Genomic DNA, 18,527 nt, shown 5'->3' with positions numbered 1-18,527 from the left:
CGCGATCGGTGCAGCAGCGCATCTTGCCCCTGTCGAAACGGGACACGCCAGGGTTGCTGCTGCAGGACCCCTGGACGCTTTGGCCTGGACACGTCGGCGTAGGCGCGTCACGGTGCAGAGGCCGGCGCACGCTTGGCCCGTTGGATCTGCGCGTAGACGTGGGTCCGCAGCTCGGTGAACCGGGGCAGCGCCCGGGTGGTGAGCTGGTCGCGTTCCCGGGGGAGGTCGATCACGAGGTCTTCCTGCACCCGGGTCGGCGAATGGGACAGGACGAGCACGCGCTGGCCCAGATACACGGACTCGTCGATGTCGTGCGTCACGAAGACAGTGGAGATGCCGCGGTTCAGGTGCAGGTCGCGTACGAGGTCCTCCAGGTCCGCACGGGTCTGCGCGTCCACCGCCGCGAACGGCTCATCCATGATCAGGACTTCAGGCCGGTACGCGATGGCGCGCGCGATGGCCACCCGTTGCTGCATCCCGCCGGAGAGCTGCCACGGATGGCTGAGTGCCGACTGCGGCAGTCCGACCGCGTCGAGGGCGTCGGCGACCCTCCGGTCGCGTTCGGCGCGGGAGAGCTTCTGGTGTCGCAGGGGAAGCTCCACATTGCCCCGGACCGTCAGCCAGGGATAGAGGCTGCGGCCGTACTCCTGGAACACCACTGCCATCGCCGGGCTCGGACCCGTCACCGGAGATCCCTCCATCTCGACGAGGCCGCTGGTGGGCCGGAGCAGTCCGGCGAGGCATTTCAGGAGGGTGGTCTTTCCGCAGCCCGACGGGCCGACGACGCACAGCAGTTCGCCGGGCATCATGGTGAAACTGAGATCCCCGATCGCCTCGACCTCGCCCCGGCCGGAGGCGTAGATCTTCCGTAGGTGCTCGACCCGCAGCAGCGGACGTGCCTCAGGCACGGGAGACCTCCCTCATTCCGTGGTACCAGCGCAGGACGCGGCGTTCGACGACGCCGAAGGCCACGGCGAGGAGGACGCCGATGAGGCCGAGCAGGAGGATGCCGCTCCACATCTCGGCGATGAGATAGTTCCGCTGGAAGTAGGCGATCCGGTAGCCGAGGCCGGCCGAGGACGCGAACATCTCCGAGATGACCATGAGGATCAGGGCCACCGAGAGTGCCTGCCGTACGCCGGTCATGATGCGCGGACTCGCCGCCGGGAGGATCAGCAGCCACACCCGTTGCCACCGGGAGATCCGGTACGAGTCGGCGGTCTCCAGCATCACGCTGTCGGTCGCCCGGACGCCCTCGATCGTGTTCAGCAGGATCGGCCAGATCGCGCCGGAGGAGATGACGACGACCTTCATGGTGTCGGTGATACCGAGCAGTAGCGTCGCGACCGGAATCAGCACCGGTGGCGGAATCGCGCGGAAGAACTCCAGCAGTGGTTCGAGGATCTCGCGTAGCGGGCGGAACCGGCCGATGAGGACGCCGGCGGCGACGCCGAGGAGGATCGACGCGAACAGGCCGGCCAGCAGCCGGTACACGCTCGGCAGCACGTCGTCGACGAACGCCGGGCCGATCCAGGTCTGCCGGAACGCGTCGAGGAGCGGGCGGGGGCCGACGAGGAACCGGTTGGCCGACCGGGTGGACCAGACGGCCCACAGTCCCACGGCCAGGACGGGAAATCCGACCGCGTACACGACGTTCTCGGCGACCCGGGCGCCGAGCCCGCGAGGGGCGGTCCTGCCCGCACCGAGGGCGGTCATCGGGTTGCCTCGTCCGCGAGCACCGACTGGTGCCAGGCCAACGAGCGGCGTTCGGCGAAGCGGAACACGACGTTCACCACGAGGCCGAGGAGCCCGGTGACCACGACGAGGCCGTACAGGCCGACGGCGTCCCCGGCGGAGCGCGACAGCTCGATCATGCGTCCGAGGCCGGGGTTGCCGATCACCATCTCCGCGGTGACGGCCAGGATGAGCGCGACCGCCGCGGCGAGGCGTAGGCCGGTCATCAGGTACGGCAGAGCGGTCGGAAGGATGAGATACCGCAGCCGCTCGTAGCGGGTGAGGCCGAAGCTCCGCGCGGTGTCGCGGGCGACCGTGTCGACGTCGGCGACGCCGTAGATCACCTGCACGAACACTTGCCAGAACGCCGCGTAGACGATGATGACGAGTGCGGCGCGCATCTGCAGGCCGAACATCAGCACGGCGAGGGGGATCAGCGCGACCGACGGCACCGGTCGTAGGAACTCGACTGTCGTGTGCGTGGCGCGACGCAGGAACGGCACCATCCCGACCACGGTCCCCAGCGTGACCGCCGCGAGCGTCGCCAGGGTGAGGCCGATCGCCCACGACGTCATGGTGAGCCGGAGCCGCCGCCAGAACGCCAGGTCGCGGACCTCGTGGAACAGCCATCCGAGCACGTCGGTGGCGTACGGCAGGTCGCGCGGGTGGACCAGCCCCAGAGCCGGGAGCAGTTGCCAGACGGCGAGGAACCCCAGCAGGCCGACGGCGCCCAGCAGGATCTTGCGCATCGGTCGGCTACTGCTGCTGGACGAGACGGTCGAAGTCGGGCTGCCGGTCGAGTACGCGGTACTTCTGAGCGAGCGTCGCCAGTTGCTCCAGGCCGGCCCGGTCGATCGTCCACCCGAACGCCGGGAGGCGGACGGAGTCCGCTACCGCATCCGGCAGTTCGAGGTTGTCCTTGATGGCCTGCCGCAGGCCGGCCTGGTTGGCCGGGTCGTTGGCCCAGGTGAGCGTCTTCTGCATCGCCGACGAGAAGTCCGCCACCAGCGTGGCGTCGGAATCCTTCAATTTGCTCGACGTGATCGTGGTCAGGGTGGTGAGTCCGGGAACGGTGGCCTGGTATGGAGCCACCACGAGAACGTCGCCGCGCTGACGCATCTGGGTGATGAACGGCTCGGTCACCCAGGCGGCGTCGATGTTGCCGGCGGCGAGCTGGGCCGGTGCGTCCGGGAAGGCCACCTCGACGAACTTGACCTTGGTGGGATCGCCGCCGTCCTTCTCGACCGCTGCCATGATCGTGACATCGCCGGCGGCGCCCAGGCTGTTCACCGACACCTTGCGTCCGGCGAGTTGGGCCGGCCGGGTGATACCGGACTTCGTGGACGCCAGCACGGCGTTGATGTCGTCGCCGTCGGCGTAGGACGACGCGTAGTTCCCGATGATCACCACGCCGAGGTTCTGCAGATCGGCGCGGAACGGGCCGAACGGTTGGCCGATGGCGAAGTCGATGTCGCCGTTGATCATGGCCGGGATGGCCTGGGCGCCGCCCTGCGCGGGCACCACCTCCACGTCGAGCCCCTGCTCCCGGAAGATGCCCGCCTTGATGCCGCCCCACAGCGCGGCGGTCTCGCTGATCGGCAGCGCCGCCACGCGGACCTTGCGCAGGTCGCCGCTCGCCCCGGGGGACGGGTCGGTGGCATCGGAATCCGTGCAGCCGGTCAGGGTGATCACGACGCCGGCGAGAACAGCGAGGGCAGTGACCTTCTTCATGGACGGGCCCTTCCGTGCGCGGCGCTTGTGCAGCCTGAGGAGTGGGGTCGACGGAGTGCCGAGAGCATCCGATCGCGTCGATCAGCGTCATGCAGAAGCGATTGATTGTCAAGAATTCCAAACGGCGAATCGCATAGCGGTGGGAGTTGTCCGATGACGGTGAGAAACGTCTTGACGGACGACGATTTGGTGACCAAACTGTGCGGTTGGTGGCGCGGGGCGGAGAGGGCGACGACGTGGCAATCGTGATCGTGGGCGCTGGTATCGGTGGCCTCGCCACCGCGCTCAGCCTGCACCGGGCCGGTTTCCGTGAGATCACCGTCTACGAGCGCGCCGCCGCGCTGCGCCCACTCGGCGTCGGGATCAATCTGCTCCCGCACGCCGTCCGTGAGCTGACCGAATTGGGTCTCGGGGAACGCATCGAAAGGCTGGGTGCCGCACCCCGCACGCTTGCCTACTACAACCGCTACGGTCAGCAGATCTGGAGCGAGCCGCGCGGGCTGGACGCCGGATATCGCTGGCCGCAGCTTTCCGTGCACCGCGGCCGGTTCCAGATGGAACTGCTCGCCGTGGTGCGGGAACGGCTGGGTGCCGACGCGGTGCGCACCGGGCACCGGCTCGTCGGCGTCCGCGACGGCGTCGCGCACTTCGAGACGGCGGCGGGGGAGGTGAGCGTCGCCGGCGACCTGATCGTCGGAGCGGACGGCATCCACTCCGCGCTGCGCCGTCACCATCGGCCCGGCGAGGGGGCGCCACTGTGGAACGGGCTGACACTGTGGCGGGGGACGGCACGGGCACCCGGATTCCTGGACGGGCGAACCATGATCATGGCCGGGGACGCGGAACAGAAGTTCGTGGCGTACCCGATCGGCGCCGGCCTGATCAACGTCGTGGCCGAGCGACGCGGGCCGGGTTTCGCGGGGCCCAACGCGGACTGGAACCGGACGGTCGACCCCGCGCCGGTCGTCTCGCTCTTCGCCGACTGGCGTTTCGCGTGGCTCAACGTGCCGGAACTGCTGGCCGCCGCCGACGAGATCCTCGAATACCCCATGGTGGACCGCGATCCGATCGACACGTGGACGCACGGCAACAGCACGCTGCTCGGCGACGCCGCCCACCCGATGTATCCGAACGGTTCCAACGGGGCGTCGCAGGCGATCCTGGACGCACGTACCCTCGCCTTCCACCTCGCCACCGCGCCGACGGTCCGGGCGGCGCTCGACGCCTACGAGGCGGACCGGCGGCCCGCGACCACCGCGCTCGTGCTGAGCAACCGGCGGCAGGGCCCGGAACAGGTGATGGTGCTCGCCCACGAGCGCGCGCCGGACGGGTTCACGCACATCCACGACGTCATCCCGCCGGAGGAACTCACCGCTATCGCCACCGGCTACAAGAAGGCGGCCGGTTTCCTACCCGCCGACCTCAACGAACGGGCCTCCCTGACGCCGACGCCCTCCCCGGGTGTCCTGCCGTGACCGGCCCGGAGCCGACCGAACTGGACGCGGCGCGACTGGCGTCGGTGATCTCACCGCTGCGCCGCACGCTGCTGGCCGCAGCCCGGGCCACCGAGCACCTGCCGGAGATCCCGGACGCGCAGATCGAGATCGTGCGGGCCCTGCCCCGGGGCACCGTGGCCGGCCCCGGTGAGCTGGCCGAGCGGCTGCGCCTGAGCCGATCCACGGTCAGCAACCTGCTCACCGCGATGGAGGGCAACGGCCTCGTCGAGCGTCGCCCCCGCCCCGGCAACCACCGCCACGTCGACGTCCTCGCCACCGCGAAGGCCCTCGACCTGTTCGACCGCTTCGACCTCGCGAGCGGAGACCTGGTCGCCCGCGCCGCGGCGACCCTGCCGGCGGCGGACCGCGCGGCCCTCGCCGCCGCGGTGCCCGCGCTGGAACGCCTCCGCGACGCCCTCGCGCACACCAAGGAGACTCCATGAGTACGCGCCGAGCCGCCGGTCGGGACGCCGTGACCGCCCCGCCGGTTCCCGGGCTGGAGGCCGCGTTCGAGGTGGAGGCGCGGCTGGGCGCGCTGGAGGACCACGGGATGACCCGTGCCGGTCACCGTCGCGTGGTGCCTGTTGTCGGCGGCCGGGTCACCGGTCTCTTCGAGGCCGACATCCTGCCCGGCGGCGCCGACTGGCAGGTTGTCCGCCCCGACGGCGCGATCGAGATCGACACGCGCTACTCGGCGCGTACCGCCGACGGCGGTCACGTCTACCTGCGGACGTTCGGCGTCCGCAGCGGCCGCCCGGAGGTCCTCGAGGCGTTGCTGCGCGGCGACGCCGTCGAGGTGTCCGAATACTACTTCCGCCTGGGCGTACGACTGGAGACGTCGATGCCCGCGCTGGCCGTCCTGGAGCAGTCCATCTTCGTGGCGTCGGCGATCCGCGAGGCCGACCGGGTGCGCTACACCGCCTACCGCGTCACGTAGCTGTTCGCGCCCAGGGCGGCGACAGGCCGCCCCCGCTCGACCCGCGCCGACGTCGCCGACCACTTCCGCACGCTCGATGCCTTCCACATCCCCGACAAGCGGGGCGCGTCGGTGACCCGGATCCTCGTCGACGGCGAGGACGCGGTGGTCCTGGCAGAAGTTTCACAGACGGTGAAGGTCACCGGCAGGGCGTACAGCTTCCCGGTCGCACTGCACGTCACGGCCGAGGACGGTCTGATCATCCGCTACCACGTGTACGAGGACAGCCTCACGGTCGCGCAGACGCTCGCGGACGAGGGCATGCACAACTCCTCGACAACGGGGTCGAACGAATAGGCGATCGGACCGCGGCAACCCGGTCAGCTCGCCGGCCCGGGCTGTCCGGCCACAACGAACTGACCTGGATGCCGTACCGGATCATGGGCGGAGTCTGCCACCCGGCGGAGTCTGCCTCTCGTGTCTGCGTGGCGGCTCCGGCTTGCGCGCCTTGAACCGGAGGGGCCGTTGTCGCGGTGCGCGGAACGTGGCGAGTAGCTCCGAGATGGTCGGGGGCCCGTCGGCCGGTTGCAGCCGTGAGTGGTTGCGCTGGGTCATCCCGCCAGCCGACGACCCGAGCAGACCACCGCTCGACCCACCAGCGTCCGTACGTGCGTCAAGGTCCGCTGGACGTGGAGGGCCAGTCGGCGGCCCGCTCTCCAGAAGGGCGGGTCGACGACACGGGATGGCCTGAGGACTTCGTCTAGTCTCGCCATGTCAGCGGGGCTGCCCGGGAGCCGTTCGGCGGAGGCATCGTGATGTGGCGGGTTTTGCTCGGGCTGTTGTTGGGAGTGCTCTTCATCGTGATTGGAGCGGCCCTCGCGAGTGACTATCGCGGCTTCGCGACAAAGCACATAGAGCTATCCATGCAGGTTGTGCGTCCGCTCAGTCCCTTCCGGCGGACGGATGACCGACTGGCCCGACGCCGCGCCTTCTTCATTGTGTTCGACAGGCTCTTCGGGGTGTTGATGATTGTCGCGGGCGTCGCGATGCTGGTCGGCGGCGGGCAACTGCTATTCAACGAGCGCTGGTAGCTCCGCAAGGCGCTGCTCCCTATTTATGGCGGGCGACCCGTGAGGATGTTACGTGGGTGGACGAGGCAGGCGACCCTGGGTGACTACCCGACTGACGATCGATGTGGACGCCAGTGGGCATCGCTCGGACGGTGGCGGACCGTGCCGGCCCGGCCCGCGCCGGCCAGCCCGGCCACGCTTGCGAGTCGCAGGATCAGAAGACCTTGAGACTCCGCCCCGAACCTCGGCCCTCCTCAGAGATCTGCCAGCAGTGGCACACTCCGGGCATGAGTTACGACATGGCGGTGTGGGAGGGCGACGTGCCCGCCGACGACGAAGCGGCCGGGGAGGCATACGAAGCCCTCTACGAGCAGTACTGCGAGAGCGAAGAGGAACTGCCGCCGACGCCGCGCATCCGCGCCTACGTCGATGCTGTGGCAGCCCGGTGGCCTGACCTCTATGGCCACGACGCCCAGCTCTATCCCCTGTCGGAAGGGCTCATGGACGAGGCGTCAGGCCCGATGGTCTACCTCACGATCCCGTTCAACCGGTCCGACGAGGTAGCGGCCGGAGCGGCACAGATGGCCGCCGAGCACGGGCTCGTCTGCTACGACCCACAGTGGGAGCATCTCCGCCCTGCCGCCGGTCACGGCGACCGAGTCTGAAGGTCAGCACGGGCCATCCGCAGGCCAGCAAACCGTGGCCCCCAGCGGCTACGACGGGGCACGAAACGCAGCCCGGCGAACCTCCGGCCGCAGGCGTTTCGAGCATCACAACCCACCTCAAAACGCCCTCGTGAACTGACGGTGTGGAACCAGGGAAGGGACGCGCGGAGCGCCGCGCTATGAGCGCCGGTCGCCAAGCCACCACGCGTCATGGGTCGTCCAGGCGCTCGAAGTGCCCGACACCCGCAGAGTGATGCCGCCAACAAAGCGAAGGACCAGGTCGCCGTTGTCCGCCACGGTGACGGCATTGACGGTCAGGTTCAGCACTTCCAGTAGCGACGACAACGCAGATGCCGGCTCCTCCGCCGCCAGGCCGACGACGAACGGCGGGGGCGGGATTACCTCGCACGCGGTGTCGATGTACAGCCGCAACTCGGTCGCCGTCATGGCTCCGCTGTTACTGGTGAAGGTCACGAAGGGCCAAGCCTGACGGACGCCAACCTCAGTGACGAAGAAGCCGACCAGCGCGTGCGGATCATGCTGCATGTCGCCAGGCTAATGACCGCCCGCAGCGTGACCGTTGCATGCCCGGCACGGCCGCCCGCGGCGGGCAACCAGTGCAACGATGAGAGCGGTCAGCGCGTCCACCGGCGGTGTAGGCGCCGGACCGAGCCGACCACGGCGAGTAGAAACAGCACCACGGCCAACGCATTCAGGACCCAGAACCGGGCCGCCCCGGGGTTCCACAGCCAGTCTTCGTAGAGCGCCGGTCGGCGGTGGCGGTTGAGGTCCATGTAGGACGCGATCGCCGCCAGCCCGAGGCGCGCGGGCAGGACGTCGGCCGGCAATCCGTACCACCGGTCGAGACGGAACAGCGTGCCGCTGAGCGCCACCTGCGTCACGGCCAGCAGGGTGCTCCAGGTGACGGCCCGCTCGAGGGTCGGCGCGCCGGCCGAGATGAGCAGACCTATCCCCATCGACGCGAGCATGGTCAACAGCACGACGCCGTAGAGCATGACCAGCGGCGGTACGCCGTACTCCATCGGCGGAAGGTCGCGTGCCGTCGCGAAGGCTACGGTGACCACACCCGCCAGCATCACGCAGACGCCGGCGTAGACGACCGCCTTCGACAGGACGATCGGCAGCGCCTCCACGCCGACCCGGAAGTCACGGTGCAAGGTCCGCTCGTCGGCGACGATGTCCGGATAGGTCAGGGCCGCCCCGGTTAGTGCCGCGAGGGTGACCAGGATGGCCAGCACGGCACCCGTCTCCGGGCCGGGCCGCAAGCCGTCAGGGGAGGCCACGACAGCGATGACGGTGCAGATGAGCGGTACGGCGAACAGCACGGCCAGGGATGCCCGCCCACGCCGACGGGTGAGCGTGAACTGGCGGTGCAGCAGGGTGCCGAACCCGGCCAGCGCCCACCGGGCGGGCGACGGGTTGCGTGTGAACGCGGCGGTCGTGGGTGGATGCCCGCGGCTCTCCGATGCTGCCGGCTCACGGTCGAGCTCGGTCATCAGGTCGGCCCAGCTGTCGTGACCGAGCGTTTCCAGCACCGTCTCGGGCGGGCCGGCGTCGCGGATCCGTCCGCCCTTCGCCACGACCAGTACCTTGTCGACCATCCCCAGGTGCTCGGTGGCGTGGGTGACGATGACCACGGTGCAGTGGTAGGTGGCGCTGACCGCCCGGAGATCGGCCATGATCGCCCGATCCTTGCCCGGATCTAGTCCACTGGTCGGCTCGTCCAGGAGCAGCAGCTGCGGATCGCCGACGAGTTCCATGCCGATGGACACCCGGCGGCGCTGCCCGCCGGAGAGCTTGTCGATCCGCCGTTCGGCGAGCGCGGCGGGCTGATCGAGGCCGAGCCGTCGCAGGACGTCGTCGACCCGGCCTTGGACCTCCCGGGCGGTGGTGTCCGGTGCCGCCCGTAACCGGGCGGCGTAGGTCAGCGTCTCCCGCGCGGAGAGGGTGGCGAACAGATCCTCGTCACCTTGCGGCACGTACCGGACCTGCCGGCGGCGCAGTTGCGGATCGGTGCGGCCGCCGGTGCCCGGACCGAGGTGGACAATGCCAGCGCTCTCGGTCACCTCTCCCATCAGCACCCTGATGAGCGAGGACTTGCCCGCGCCGGATGGACCGACCACGGCGACGACCTGCCCGGGTGTGATGTCGAGGCTGACGTCGTCGAGCAGTATCTTGCCCCGGTCGCCGATCGCGGTGAGGTGCTCAAGCCGCACCGCGAGCCCGGTCTCGGTGGTGGGCCGCCGCAGCGTCGCAGGACCAACCTTCCGCACGCCGGCCTGGCGCAGCTCGGGCCGCTGGCCACCGGGTAGAAGGTCGGGACTCACCGTCACGGCGGTCTGGCCGATGACGAAGACCTCCCCATCGGCCAGGGTGGCCGACATCTGCTGGACGCCGTCGACGTACAGCTCACCGGAGATCCACCAGCGGCCCTTGGCGTCGACGCGAACGGTGGCGTGCCGCGCGCGGACCAGCGGATCGTCGATCGGGATGTCGGCGTTGGTGCCGGCGCGCCCGATGACGTAGCGGACGAGCCCGCGTGATGGGGGCTCGCCGGCGGCGGTGTCGTGCGGCGAGGGCGGCGGCAGCGTCTTCTCGTCGACGAGCCGGCGCGGGTTCACTGGCCCGGTCGGCGTCTCGCTCGCCAACCCGAGCGCGGTGGGACGGTCGGTGGGTAGTTCCTGCCGGGCATTGATGACCGGGGCACCGTCGATCCGCAGCACACGAGCGGCGGGCACGTTGTCGGCGTGGAAGAACCACCGGCCCAAGACCGGTACGAAGAAGCCGAGCTGCCGGGTCGACCCACCGTCTATGGGTGTCCGGCTGACCGCCAGTCGCTCGCCTTCGCGCACCAGGTAGTGCACCTCCTCCTCGGCCAGCTCGACCTCGCGTCCGTGAAGGCTGACTCGCAGCGTCCCCATGTCAACGACCTCCCGACAGCAGCGCCATGGCCAGGACGGATAGCAGCGACGCCAGCCCTGCGAGGCAACCCACCAGAGCGGTCATCGCGAGGGCGCGCCCGCCAGGCAGGACGGGCCCGCCCCGCAGCCGAGCCGGGAGCACGGGTGGGCCGGGTGCCGGGCGGTAGGACCAGCCGGGTGGGAGCCACCCACGGCCCGGATCCTGTCGCTGCGCAAGCGGTTCGGGCGGCTGGGGCGGCGGGGACGGAGGCGCCGCGTGCCACGCCTCGACCAGGGCGTCCCAGGCCGCCGCGTCAGTGGGGTCTCGAACCAGCGCCGACAGGTGGCCACGGCTGTGGCCCGGTACAGCGGCGAAGAGTTCCGCCTCGTCCCGGGCGCCGAGGCCGGTCACCGACGGATCGTCGAGCACCACCCGGGTGACGAGCCAGAAGAGCTTCGTCAGGTCGGCCTCGACGGTTGGTTCGGTGCCGGCGGGCAGCACCTCGGTCATCAGGTCCGGGGCGGCGGGCGGCGCCACCCGCCCCCAGTGCCGCACCGACACCATCGAGTCGCAGTCGACGATGTACACCGCCGTGTCGCGCCCGTCGACCGAGTAGAGCAGATTCTCGGGTTGCAGGTCGTTGACCACGACTCCGCACCGGTGCAGCCATCGCACGGCGCCGATCAACCGAGCCAGTACGCGGATCCGCTCCGGGACCGGCACGCCGGGGCGTCCCCCGACGCCTAGCAGCACGTACAGGCCGCGCGGGGTCAGCCGACCGTCCCAGGTGGCGCGGAAGAACCGATGGCCTGCGGCCGGGATGAGAACGCCGGCGACCCGCCCGTCACCGTCTCGCACGACGTAGCGGGGCCACGCCGTGAACGTGTCGAGTCGGCTGCGGCGGTCCGGGGGGAGGCTGCGGCGCCAGAGGACCAGCCGGACGAGGGCGGCCTCGTCCACGACGTTGCGGTGTTCCTCGCGGAACCGCTTGAACAGGTAGACGTCCTCGCCGTACCGGCACCAGTCGATGACCGCGTTGCCGCCGTCCTCGATCAGAACGTGCCGGGCCACCTGCGCGCGGAGCCGGCCGTGAGGCACGTGCAACGGATCCGCTCGATCCCCGTCAGTCAAGTGACTCCCCCTCACCGATCCACACGGCGACCGCCGACCGGTCGTCGGCGTAGTACTCGTCAACGAAGCCGACGTGGTTGACGAACTCCACCCAGGACGGCCGGACCCGCCAAGATTTGGCAAGACAACGAGCCAGGGGAGAGGTGCTGGTGTCCAGGGCGCCGGCGAAGCCGTCGGTGCCGAGGAGCAGGACGGACCCCGGTGGCAGCTGGTAACTGCCGCTCCGTGGTTGAACGTGTGCGGGCAGGTCCCGGGTGGCGTTGTCCGCTCCGCCGCGCTCGTGGTGCAGGGGAGTCCAGGTGCCGTTGTAGAGCGCCCACGCCTCGGAGTCGCCGATGCCGTGTACGGTCACGTCGGCGCCGTCGAAGCGCGGCAGCACCTCGGCGATCACCAGGGTGCAGGCCCCGTCGAGCGGAGCATCCTCGGCACCGAGGGACCGACGCATGCCGGCGGCGATGCGCTCGAACAGGCGCGTGCCGTTGTCGACGAAGGAGATCCCGGGCGGGCGGCGCAGGCACAGGTGCAGGGCCGCGTTGATCGCCTCGACCGCCACCCGCCCGGACCGGGGCAGCGATCCAAGCCCGTCGGCGACGGCCAGGTACAGGGCCGTCCGGTTCCCGTCCCAGGCAGCTCCGACGGCATCCTGCCCCTCGGTGCCGAGCCCGGCGTGCGTGGCACCGCGCAGGGTCGCCCCGCGTACGCCCAGCCGCGCCACCGGGCGGGTTCCGGTGGCGGTCCCGCACCAGCCGTGGAAGAAGGAACCGTGCCATCCGCTGCTGACCGTCACGTGGTCCGGCAGCCGTGGCTCGTGTTCCCACCCGTTGGGCGGCGGTTCGAGCACGAGGCGACGTACTCCTGGATCGGCAGTCTGTGCGGGTGTGGCGACCGCGCCGGACGCCGCATCTTCCTGTGGCTGCTGCGGCGTGGGCTCAGGCGGACGGACCGCCGGGGCGAGACCGCGCGATGCGGCGGGCCCGGTGATGTCCCCGGGCTTGCCGTCGGCGCGGGCTCGGAGGAGGTGCCATAGCGGTCGGCGGGGCCTGACGGGACGGGGCGCGTGCGTCCTCGACCGGGTCAGGTCGACCACCAGATACGCGGCGGTGGCGGCGACGAGTACCGCCGCGACGGCCAGGACGAGGTCACCCATCGACACGGTGCATTCCGCGTGGCGTGTCGATGACCATGTCCCCCGCTCGGACGGAGAGCGTGATGCTGCGTTGAATGACATCGATGACGCTGCGGGCCAGGCCGTCCCCGGAGGCATCGTGGTCGGCGACGAACGCGTTGCGCTTCCCGCCGGCCTGGCCGGTCGCCATCGCCCAGAGCGTGGGCGGGTGCGCGCCCACAAGGCCGATCGCGGCGATGCGGGCCTCCACCGGCGGCTCGACGAGACGGTCCCGGTACGGCAGCCACTCGGCCGGGGACTGGTACCGGCGACCGGCGTAGGGCGCCCCGTCGGTGACGAAGAAGACCAGTGGTCTGGCGACCTTCGTCCGGTAGTCCCGCCGCACGCCGTGTGCCTCGATACGCCGTAGGTCCGGGCCGACCTGCTCATGGAGGTAACGCAGCGCGGCCGTGTAGTCCGTCTCGACGGAGTCGGGCGGGCTCTTCACCGTGACCTTCTCGGCGAGGGAGGTCATCGGGCACAGCGGCACGGGTCGGTCACCGAAGGCGATGACTCTGATCCACGCCGTCCCCGTCAGGGCACTGGAGTCGGCCAGCGCCATCATCAGGTCGGGGATCATCTGCCGGAACTCCGTCAGGGGTGCCGGCCGGCCCGGTGCGGCGCGGCGCATCGACTCGGACACGTCGAGCAGGATGTAGATCGGGTACTTCTTGCGCTCGGCGACGGCGACGCTCACCGGTACCTCCCGCCGTCGGGATCGACGTCCTCGGGCTCAGCGCGGGACGGCGCGGGCAGCGGCATCGTCGGCGCGTCATGGAGCAGATAGGCCGCTCGCGAATCGGTGGCCTGCTCACGCAGAAGGTCCACGTCGACATTGCGTATTCGCGCGTCGAACTCAACCTTGCCCACGGCAGAGGCGTGCTCGGCGTTCATCTGGTGCCGGGCCAGTTCCTCCTGGATGACCAGACGCCGGCGTTCTGTCTCGCTGACGACCCGCTGGGCGCGGCGCTGGCCGGCCAGCCAGTCGGCGACGATCCGGTCATAGGAGCTGAAGCCGTTGAGGAACTTGAGCAGCACCGGGAGGGCGTCCACCGCGATGAAGAACAGCCGCAGCCCCCACTCCGATGCGCGTACGTCGGGGTTGTCGTGGACCAGCTTCCGGAGGGCGCCGAGGCGTTCCAACAGGCCGATCTGCTTCTGGTCGGCCCGGAACTTCGCCGTAGCCTGTTCGATCCTCGCGTTGATCTTGTCAGCCGTGTCCGCTCGTGCCGCGGCGACGTTGCCGGTGAGCACGGTGACCTCGTTGGTCAAGTCGGTGAGTTTCTTGTGGTTCGCGTCCATCCGCTGGTCACGGCGGTACTGATCCGCCTGCGCGCGCAGCCGCCGACAGTTCGGTCCCTGGCCGATGATTCCGGTGGTCTCCGGACCGTCGGTGCCGTTGCACTCCTGCCGGGCGAGCGACTCCAGCCGGGCGTACTCCTTGTCGTCCGCGTCGGTATCCGTCCGCAGGCTCTCTATCTGGGTCTGGAGGTCGCTCACCTGCCGCTGCTGAGCCTCGGAAGCGGAGGTCAGACCGAACCGGTACTGATCGCAGTCGGGCCGCTTTGCCTCCGGTCCGTCGTACTCCTTGGTGCCGGGAACCGGATTGCACCGCTTCAGCGTGCTCTCGTACTCCAGTGCGTCCTCGTTCCGGTCGTCATTGACCCTGGTCTCGATCGCGGTATGGAAGACGCCGAGCAACAGCGGCTCGGCGATAATCACGCCGAAGACGATCGCGAGCAGCAGCCGGGGCAGCAGCTTGCGGAACCGCGCGCCGACCCGCGGGGCCGCCACGCTGGACATCAGCCACCGGTCGAGGAAGAGGATGAACGCCCCCCACACCGGTACGAAGGCCAGGATGCTCGGCTGGAAGCCGTCAAAGACGCAGTACAGGGCCACGGTCATCGAGAACATCGCCATGAGCGCTGTGCCGACCACCACTCCGCCCATGGCCGTGTAGCGGGGCCGTTCCGTCGGCACCGTGTCGAGGATTGTCTCGTCGACCCCGACGAGGGCGCGCAGCGCGCGTCCGACGCCGCGTTGGGGTACCTGCTCGGTCACGGGTTGCCTCCCCAGGTGTAGTTGTCGGGCATGAAGGCGGGGTTGCCGTCCGCAGTCGGCCCTGCGTCACCGGTCGGGTGGCCGTCGCGTTCGTCGGAGGCGTCGGGGCCGTGGTTCTCGACCACCGGCGGCACCTCCATGGGCCGCGAATCGTCCCGCGGCCGCGGCGGGGTGGCGAGGCGCTGCGGTTCCACCGCGACGTCCACCAGCCTGGTCCGCAACCCGGGCACGATGAGCGGGTGCAGATCGTGGTACGCGAAGATCCGGGCGGTGGCGTTGCGATGGAAGAGCGGCCACCCGGTGTGCGGGTCGGTGGACTGCGCGATGAAGCGCAGTCGCCGATCGGCGACCAAGTGGTCGACGAGGAAGGAGTCGAGGTCCCAGCAGCCGGCGTCTAGCACCAGCTGCGGGTCGGTCACCCAGCAGTGGAACCGTGCCCGCAGCGACACGCACGTACGCGTGTCGGCGCTGGGTAGGTAGGCGACCGCTTCGCGCAGGGTGTGCCGGGTGGAGACCACCGCCACCGCGACCGCGTCGACGACCAGCGGCGCGTCAAGCCGCAGGTCCGGTTCGGCAAGCGTCTCGTACGCGTCGCCGTGCTGGAAGACCAACACGGTCCCTGGCGGCTGCCGGGGGATCTCGTGCAGTTCGCGGCGGGCACGGCGGAACCATCGCCGGGTCACGGGGCTGAGTTCCGCCGAGTCCAGAACCGGGTAGCCGTGCTCCCGGGGTGGTTCGCCGTCACGGGGCTCCGCGTGGTTGCTCATCGATGTGTCGCCTCTCGAAGGACCGGGCGGGGACGGGGGTGCTAGATCGATCCGCGGGGCGGCGCCTTGTCGTACGCGCGCCGTTCGGCGGCTTGGACGATGAAACGGGCGGCGTTGCGGGCGGCTTCCTCGTGGAACTCGTCACCTTTGCCGAAGCCCCAGTCGCAGATGGCCTTGACGACGATCCAGTCGACCTTGGCGTGGGCCGCCGCGGCGTACACACCGGCGCCCTCCATCTCGCCACCGATCGCCTCCGGCTGCTGGCGATGCAGCTCGTCCCGCAGCGAGCGGGAACTCACAAGCGTGCTGGCCGACAGCAGCGGGCCGAAGTGGACTCGGCCGCCGTCGGCCCAATGCCGCGCGACGGTCCGGAGCCGGCTGAGCAGGGTGATCGACGGGGTCACGTGGTCGCCTCGTACCCGCACGGTTCTCGGACCTGGCGGCGCCGGAGTGCCCTTCAGCGCTGCGGCTGCCTCGGCGGCGCTGCGGAACGGCGCCGGCACCGGCTGGCCGGCTGGCTCGGCCTCCTTGCGATGGTCGATCGCCCGTAGCTGGGTACAGACCAGGATGTCACCGAATTCGTGGAGGTCTGGCCGGAGTCCGTAGCAGATCCCGGTGAGGATGAGGAAGTCCGGATCAAGCTGGGAGACCAGGGCCGCGGCGGAGATCGCGGCGGCACCTGGTTGGACGGAGCCGGGCTCCACCTGCACCAGCATGATCTTCGTACGGCTGATCTCGCCGAGGTGCGCGACGCTCTGGTGATGGAGGAACTCGTCCTGTGGGGTCGCCTTGTTGCTCTCCCGTACCGCATCGCGGACGGCCTGGTGCTCCTCGTCCGTGGCAACGATGATCAGGGTCCTGGTGCGTTGGTTCGGCATGTCGATCCTTCTCTGGGCGGCGATGAGCGCGGCGCGGCGGCCGCGGAGGTACTGCTGGGTCGCGGTCACGGCGATGAAGATCCCCATCAGCGACATGAGGCTGGTGAGCAGGCCGAGCACCCACGCCTGATGGGTGACGGGCGTCAGCCCGTAGGGATCGCTGAACAACAGCCGGGAACTCAGCCAACGCAGGGCGAGGCCGTAGTCGGCCGGGTGCCCGTCGCAGGCGGCCACGCAGGCCGCCCGCTCGCCGTCGGCGACGAACCGCGCGGTGACGGCGAGCGCGATTGCCTCCCCCGCTAGGTACCAGACGATGAAGCCACCCCGGTCATAGAGGCGGTCCGGCGGACGCGCCGACCTGTGTGCGGCGATCTTCACCGAGACCGCGGCGCCTGCGCCGAAGGTGCGGTCCTGTTCCGTCCAGATGTCCAGCACGTCGCGCATCGCCTGAGTGGTCACTGCCTGCGGGAGGCAGATCAGCGTCTCCGTCAGGTGAATCTGCCCCAGTTCCACGCCCCGGTCCCGGCCGAGCTCCACGACGTCGGCGTGAAGCAGGTCGGCGAGCTGCTGATGGGCGAGTTCCAGCAGCAACGCGGGGCGCCCATCGTCGACGTGGTGGCAGAAGGCCAGCGTCCAGCGGTGACCGGGCAGCAGTTCGGCGGCGATCCGGTCGTCCTCCGGTGCTCGCCGAACGGATTCCCGCAGGAGCCGGCCCAACGCGATGACAACCAGACAGGTGGCCAGGATGCTGACGTGGAGCATCGCGCCTAGGGCGAGTAGCAGGCCGACCGTGCCCGTGCCGGGGGCGCCAGTGCGGAGCAGCGCCAGCGCGGCGAGACCGGACCCGGCGAGCATGAGTGCGGGTGGCACGGCGAACAGGAGGCCCTCCCAGCCGCGCACCAGCAGGCGCAGCAGGCTCAGCCGCAGGCCTCCCGCCGCGGGCTGGGTGACGTCGCCGGGCGGTTGAAGCAACGCCAGCGAGTCCGGGTTGCGCCACACCAGCCGTCCCTCCCGGGCGCTGACATAGAGCAGCAGGGGCAGCGGCCCGCGACGACGGAAGACGCCGAACACTCCACGGGGGCGCACGCTGGCGACTGCCTCGCGGGCGTACTCCGCGGTCCAGACGGAACGCGCGGCGGCGCGGCACTCCGCCCAGGTCGGCAGCGGGCTCAGCTCGGGCATCGCGAGTTCCCGGTGGGCTCACCGAATTTGACCACGGTCAACTCGATCTTCTCGGTACGTTCCGGGCGGCTACCGGCCGTGTGCGACTGTCCGATCACGATCCAGTTGCGGTCTAGCAATGGAAGGCGGCCCTGCCCCAGGCCGTCGTGGGGTACGAGCAAGTAGAAGCCCGCCTCGCGCAGCGCGTCCTGGGCGTCCTGCAGGTCGCGGCAGACGACCTTGGGGACGACGCCTTCCCGGACCGCCGGGGCGGGCTGCCGGTCGGTCGGTCGGAGAACGCCGAGGGTGACGGTCAGCCCCTGCGGGAGAGGGGAACCGGCGGCCGGGTCCTGTCGGACGATCAGCCAGTTGTTCTTCTCCAGGATGGTTCGGCCGTCGCCGCTGGCGTCGACTGCCTGCACGGAGAAGAAGCCCATTGCGCGCAGGACGTCCTCGCCCTCGCTGAGCCGCTTGCCGGTGACGTCGGGTAGCGCCGGCGTCGGGGCGGTACCGGTAGAGGCGACGCCAGTGGCGGACGGCTCGGGCAACGGGGAGGCGACCGGCGGAGCAGAGGTGGTAGCCGGTGCGGCGCGGGTAGCGGTGGGCTGGGCAGCATCGTCGGCGCACGCCGTCGTCGACAAGGCGACGCTGAGCCCGGCGACGATCAACAGGCTGAGGCGGGGGGGTCGGGGGTACACGTCTGTCACCTCAATCGTGGTGCAGCGGAGGAATGCGGCGGAGGACGAGCAGGGTGCCTCGGCGGGATTGTCACTGAGGGTGGATCGAACCGTAACGGTGTGAGATCGCTCGGAGCGACAGCCTTTCGTGGC

19 protein-coding genes are annotated in these 18,527 nt (G+C 70.2%); 6 read left to right on the top strand and 13 right to left on the bottom strand.

Annotation, left to right across the window (positions count from 1 at the left end; genetic code table 11):
• Positions 1-107: 107 nt before the first annotated feature.
• Genes AB0877_RS17340 through AB0877_RS17325 form a run of 4 tightly spaced genes read right to left on the bottom strand, consistent with a single transcriptional unit; the run spans position 108 to position 3,465 of the window.
• Positions 108-908, bottom strand: a complete 801-nt coding sequence (locus AB0877_RS17340) for an ABC transporter ATP-binding protein (protein ID WP_366609805.1) — start codon at positions 906-908, stop codon at positions 108-110.
• On the bottom strand, positions 901-1,716 hold the full coding sequence (locus AB0877_RS17335; RefSeq protein ID WP_366609804.1) for an ABC transporter permease: 816 nt from the start codon (positions 1,714-1,716) through the stop codon (positions 901-903). The genes AB0877_RS17340 and AB0877_RS17335 overlap by 8 nt, the downstream gene beginning before the upstream one ends.
• Positions 1,713-2,483, bottom strand: a complete 771-nt coding sequence (locus tag AB0877_RS17330) for an ABC transporter permease (RefSeq protein WP_366609802.1) — start codon at positions 2,481-2,483, stop codon at positions 1,713-1,715. Before AB0877_RS17330 ends, AB0877_RS17335 begins: the two co-directional genes overlap by 4 nt.
• 7 nt (positions 2,484-2,490) lie before the next feature.
• Positions 2,491-3,465, bottom strand: coding sequence for an ABC transporter substrate-binding protein (locus tag AB0877_RS17325; protein ID WP_366609800.1), 975 nt, complete (start codon positions 3,463-3,465; stop codon positions 2,491-2,493).
• Positions 3,466-3,701: 236 nt separating this feature from the next.
• Here AB0877_RS17325 and AB0877_RS17320 point away from each other — a divergent pair, with 236 nt between their 5' ends.
• The 6 genes from AB0877_RS17320 (at position 3,702) to AB0877_RS17295 (ending at position 7,612) form a co-directional block, all read left to right on the top strand.
• Positions 3,702-4,940 carry a flavin-dependent oxidoreductase gene (locus AB0877_RS17320; protein WP_366609799.1) on the top strand — a complete coding sequence of 413 codons (1,239 nt, stop codon included), beginning with the start codon at positions 3,702-3,704 and terminating at the stop codon, positions 4,938-4,940.
• Entirely contained in the window at positions 4,937-5,404 is a 468-nt protein-coding gene (locus AB0877_RS17315) for a MarR family transcriptional regulator (protein ID WP_366609797.1), read from the top strand. Before AB0877_RS17320 ends, AB0877_RS17315 begins: the two co-directional genes overlap by 4 nt.
• The gene (locus AB0877_RS17310) at positions 5,401-5,898 is read left to right on the top strand and encodes a DUF3237 family protein (protein WP_366609795.1); all 498 of its coding nucleotides are present in this window, start codon (positions 5,401-5,403) and stop codon (positions 5,896-5,898) included. The genes AB0877_RS17315 and AB0877_RS17310 overlap by 4 nt, the downstream gene beginning before the upstream one ends.
• On the top strand, positions 5,899-6,234 hold the full coding sequence (locus AB0877_RS17305; protein WP_366609865.1) for a nuclear transport factor 2 family protein: 336 nt from the start codon (positions 5,899-5,901) through the stop codon (positions 6,232-6,234). It begins immediately after the preceding gene.
• A gap of 455 nt (positions 6,235-6,689) precedes the next feature.
• Positions 6,690-6,968 (top strand): hypothetical protein, encoded by a 279-nt coding sequence (locus AB0877_RS17300; RefSeq protein WP_366609794.1) that lies wholly within the window; start codon positions 6,690-6,692, stop codon positions 6,966-6,968.
• A 266-nt stretch (positions 6,969-7,234) separates the two neighbouring features.
• On the top strand, positions 7,235-7,612 hold the full coding sequence (locus AB0877_RS17295) for a hypothetical protein (RefSeq protein ID WP_366609792.1): 378 nt from the start codon (positions 7,235-7,237) through the stop codon (positions 7,610-7,612).
• Positions 7,613-7,789: 177 nt separating this feature from the next.
• Here AB0877_RS17295 and AB0877_RS17290 read toward each other — a convergent pair whose 3' ends face one another.
• The 9 genes from AB0877_RS17290 to AB0877_RS17250 form a co-directional block, all read right to left on the bottom strand.
• Positions 7,790-8,158 (bottom strand): hypothetical protein, encoded by a 369-nt coding sequence (locus tag AB0877_RS17290; RefSeq protein WP_366609791.1) that lies wholly within the window; start codon positions 8,156-8,158, stop codon positions 7,790-7,792.
• A gap of 89 nt (positions 8,159-8,247) precedes the next feature.
• On the bottom strand, positions 8,248-10,554 hold the full coding sequence (locus tag AB0877_RS17285) for an ATP-binding cassette domain-containing protein (RefSeq protein ID WP_366609789.1): 2,307 nt from the start codon (positions 10,552-10,554) through the stop codon (positions 8,248-8,250).
• 1 nt (position 10,555) lies between these two features.
• The gene (locus tag AB0877_RS17280; protein WP_366609787.1) at positions 10,556-11,665 is read right to left on the bottom strand and encodes a hypothetical protein; all 1,110 of its coding nucleotides are present in this window, start codon (positions 11,663-11,665) and stop codon (positions 10,556-10,558) included.
• Entirely contained in the window at positions 11,658-12,812 is a 1,155-nt protein-coding gene (locus AB0877_RS17275) for a protein phosphatase 2C domain-containing protein (protein WP_366609785.1), read from the bottom strand. Before AB0877_RS17275 ends, AB0877_RS17280 begins: the two co-directional genes overlap by 8 nt.
• Complete coding sequence (locus tag AB0877_RS17270) at positions 12,805-13,527, bottom strand: VWA domain-containing protein (protein ID WP_366609784.1); 723 nt, start codon at positions 13,525-13,527, stop codon at positions 12,805-12,807. Before AB0877_RS17270 ends, AB0877_RS17275 begins: the two co-directional genes overlap by 8 nt.
• The gene (locus AB0877_RS17265; RefSeq protein ID WP_366609864.1) at positions 13,524-14,810 is read right to left on the bottom strand and encodes a DUF4407 domain-containing protein; all 1,287 of its coding nucleotides are present in this window, start codon (positions 14,808-14,810) and stop codon (positions 13,524-13,526) included. The genes AB0877_RS17270 and AB0877_RS17265 overlap by 4 nt, the downstream gene beginning before the upstream one ends.
• Positions 14,811-14,887: 77 nt before the next feature.
• Positions 14,888-15,658 carry a hypothetical protein gene (locus AB0877_RS17260; protein WP_366609783.1) on the bottom strand — a complete coding sequence of 257 codons (771 nt, stop codon included), beginning with the start codon at positions 15,656-15,658 and terminating at the stop codon, positions 14,888-14,890.
• A 41-nt stretch (positions 15,659-15,699) separates the two neighbouring features.
• Positions 15,700-17,718 (bottom strand): hypothetical protein, encoded by a 2,019-nt coding sequence (locus AB0877_RS17255; RefSeq protein ID WP_366609782.1) that lies wholly within the window; start codon positions 17,716-17,718, stop codon positions 15,700-15,702.
• Positions 17,706-18,395, bottom strand: coding sequence for a PASTA domain-containing protein (locus AB0877_RS17250; protein ID WP_366609780.1), 690 nt, complete (start codon positions 18,393-18,395; stop codon positions 17,706-17,708). The genes AB0877_RS17255 and AB0877_RS17250 overlap by 13 nt, the downstream gene beginning before the upstream one ends.
• Positions 18,396-18,527: the final 132 nt, after the last annotated feature.

The organism is Micromonospora sp. NPDC047644 (genome assembly GCF_040704315.1).
Lineage (GTDB): Bacteria > Actinomycetota > Actinomycetes > Mycobacteriales > Micromonosporaceae > Micromonospora.
Note: the sequence above shows the minus strand (reverse complement) of the source record. Positions and strands in the feature narration are given on the sequence as shown.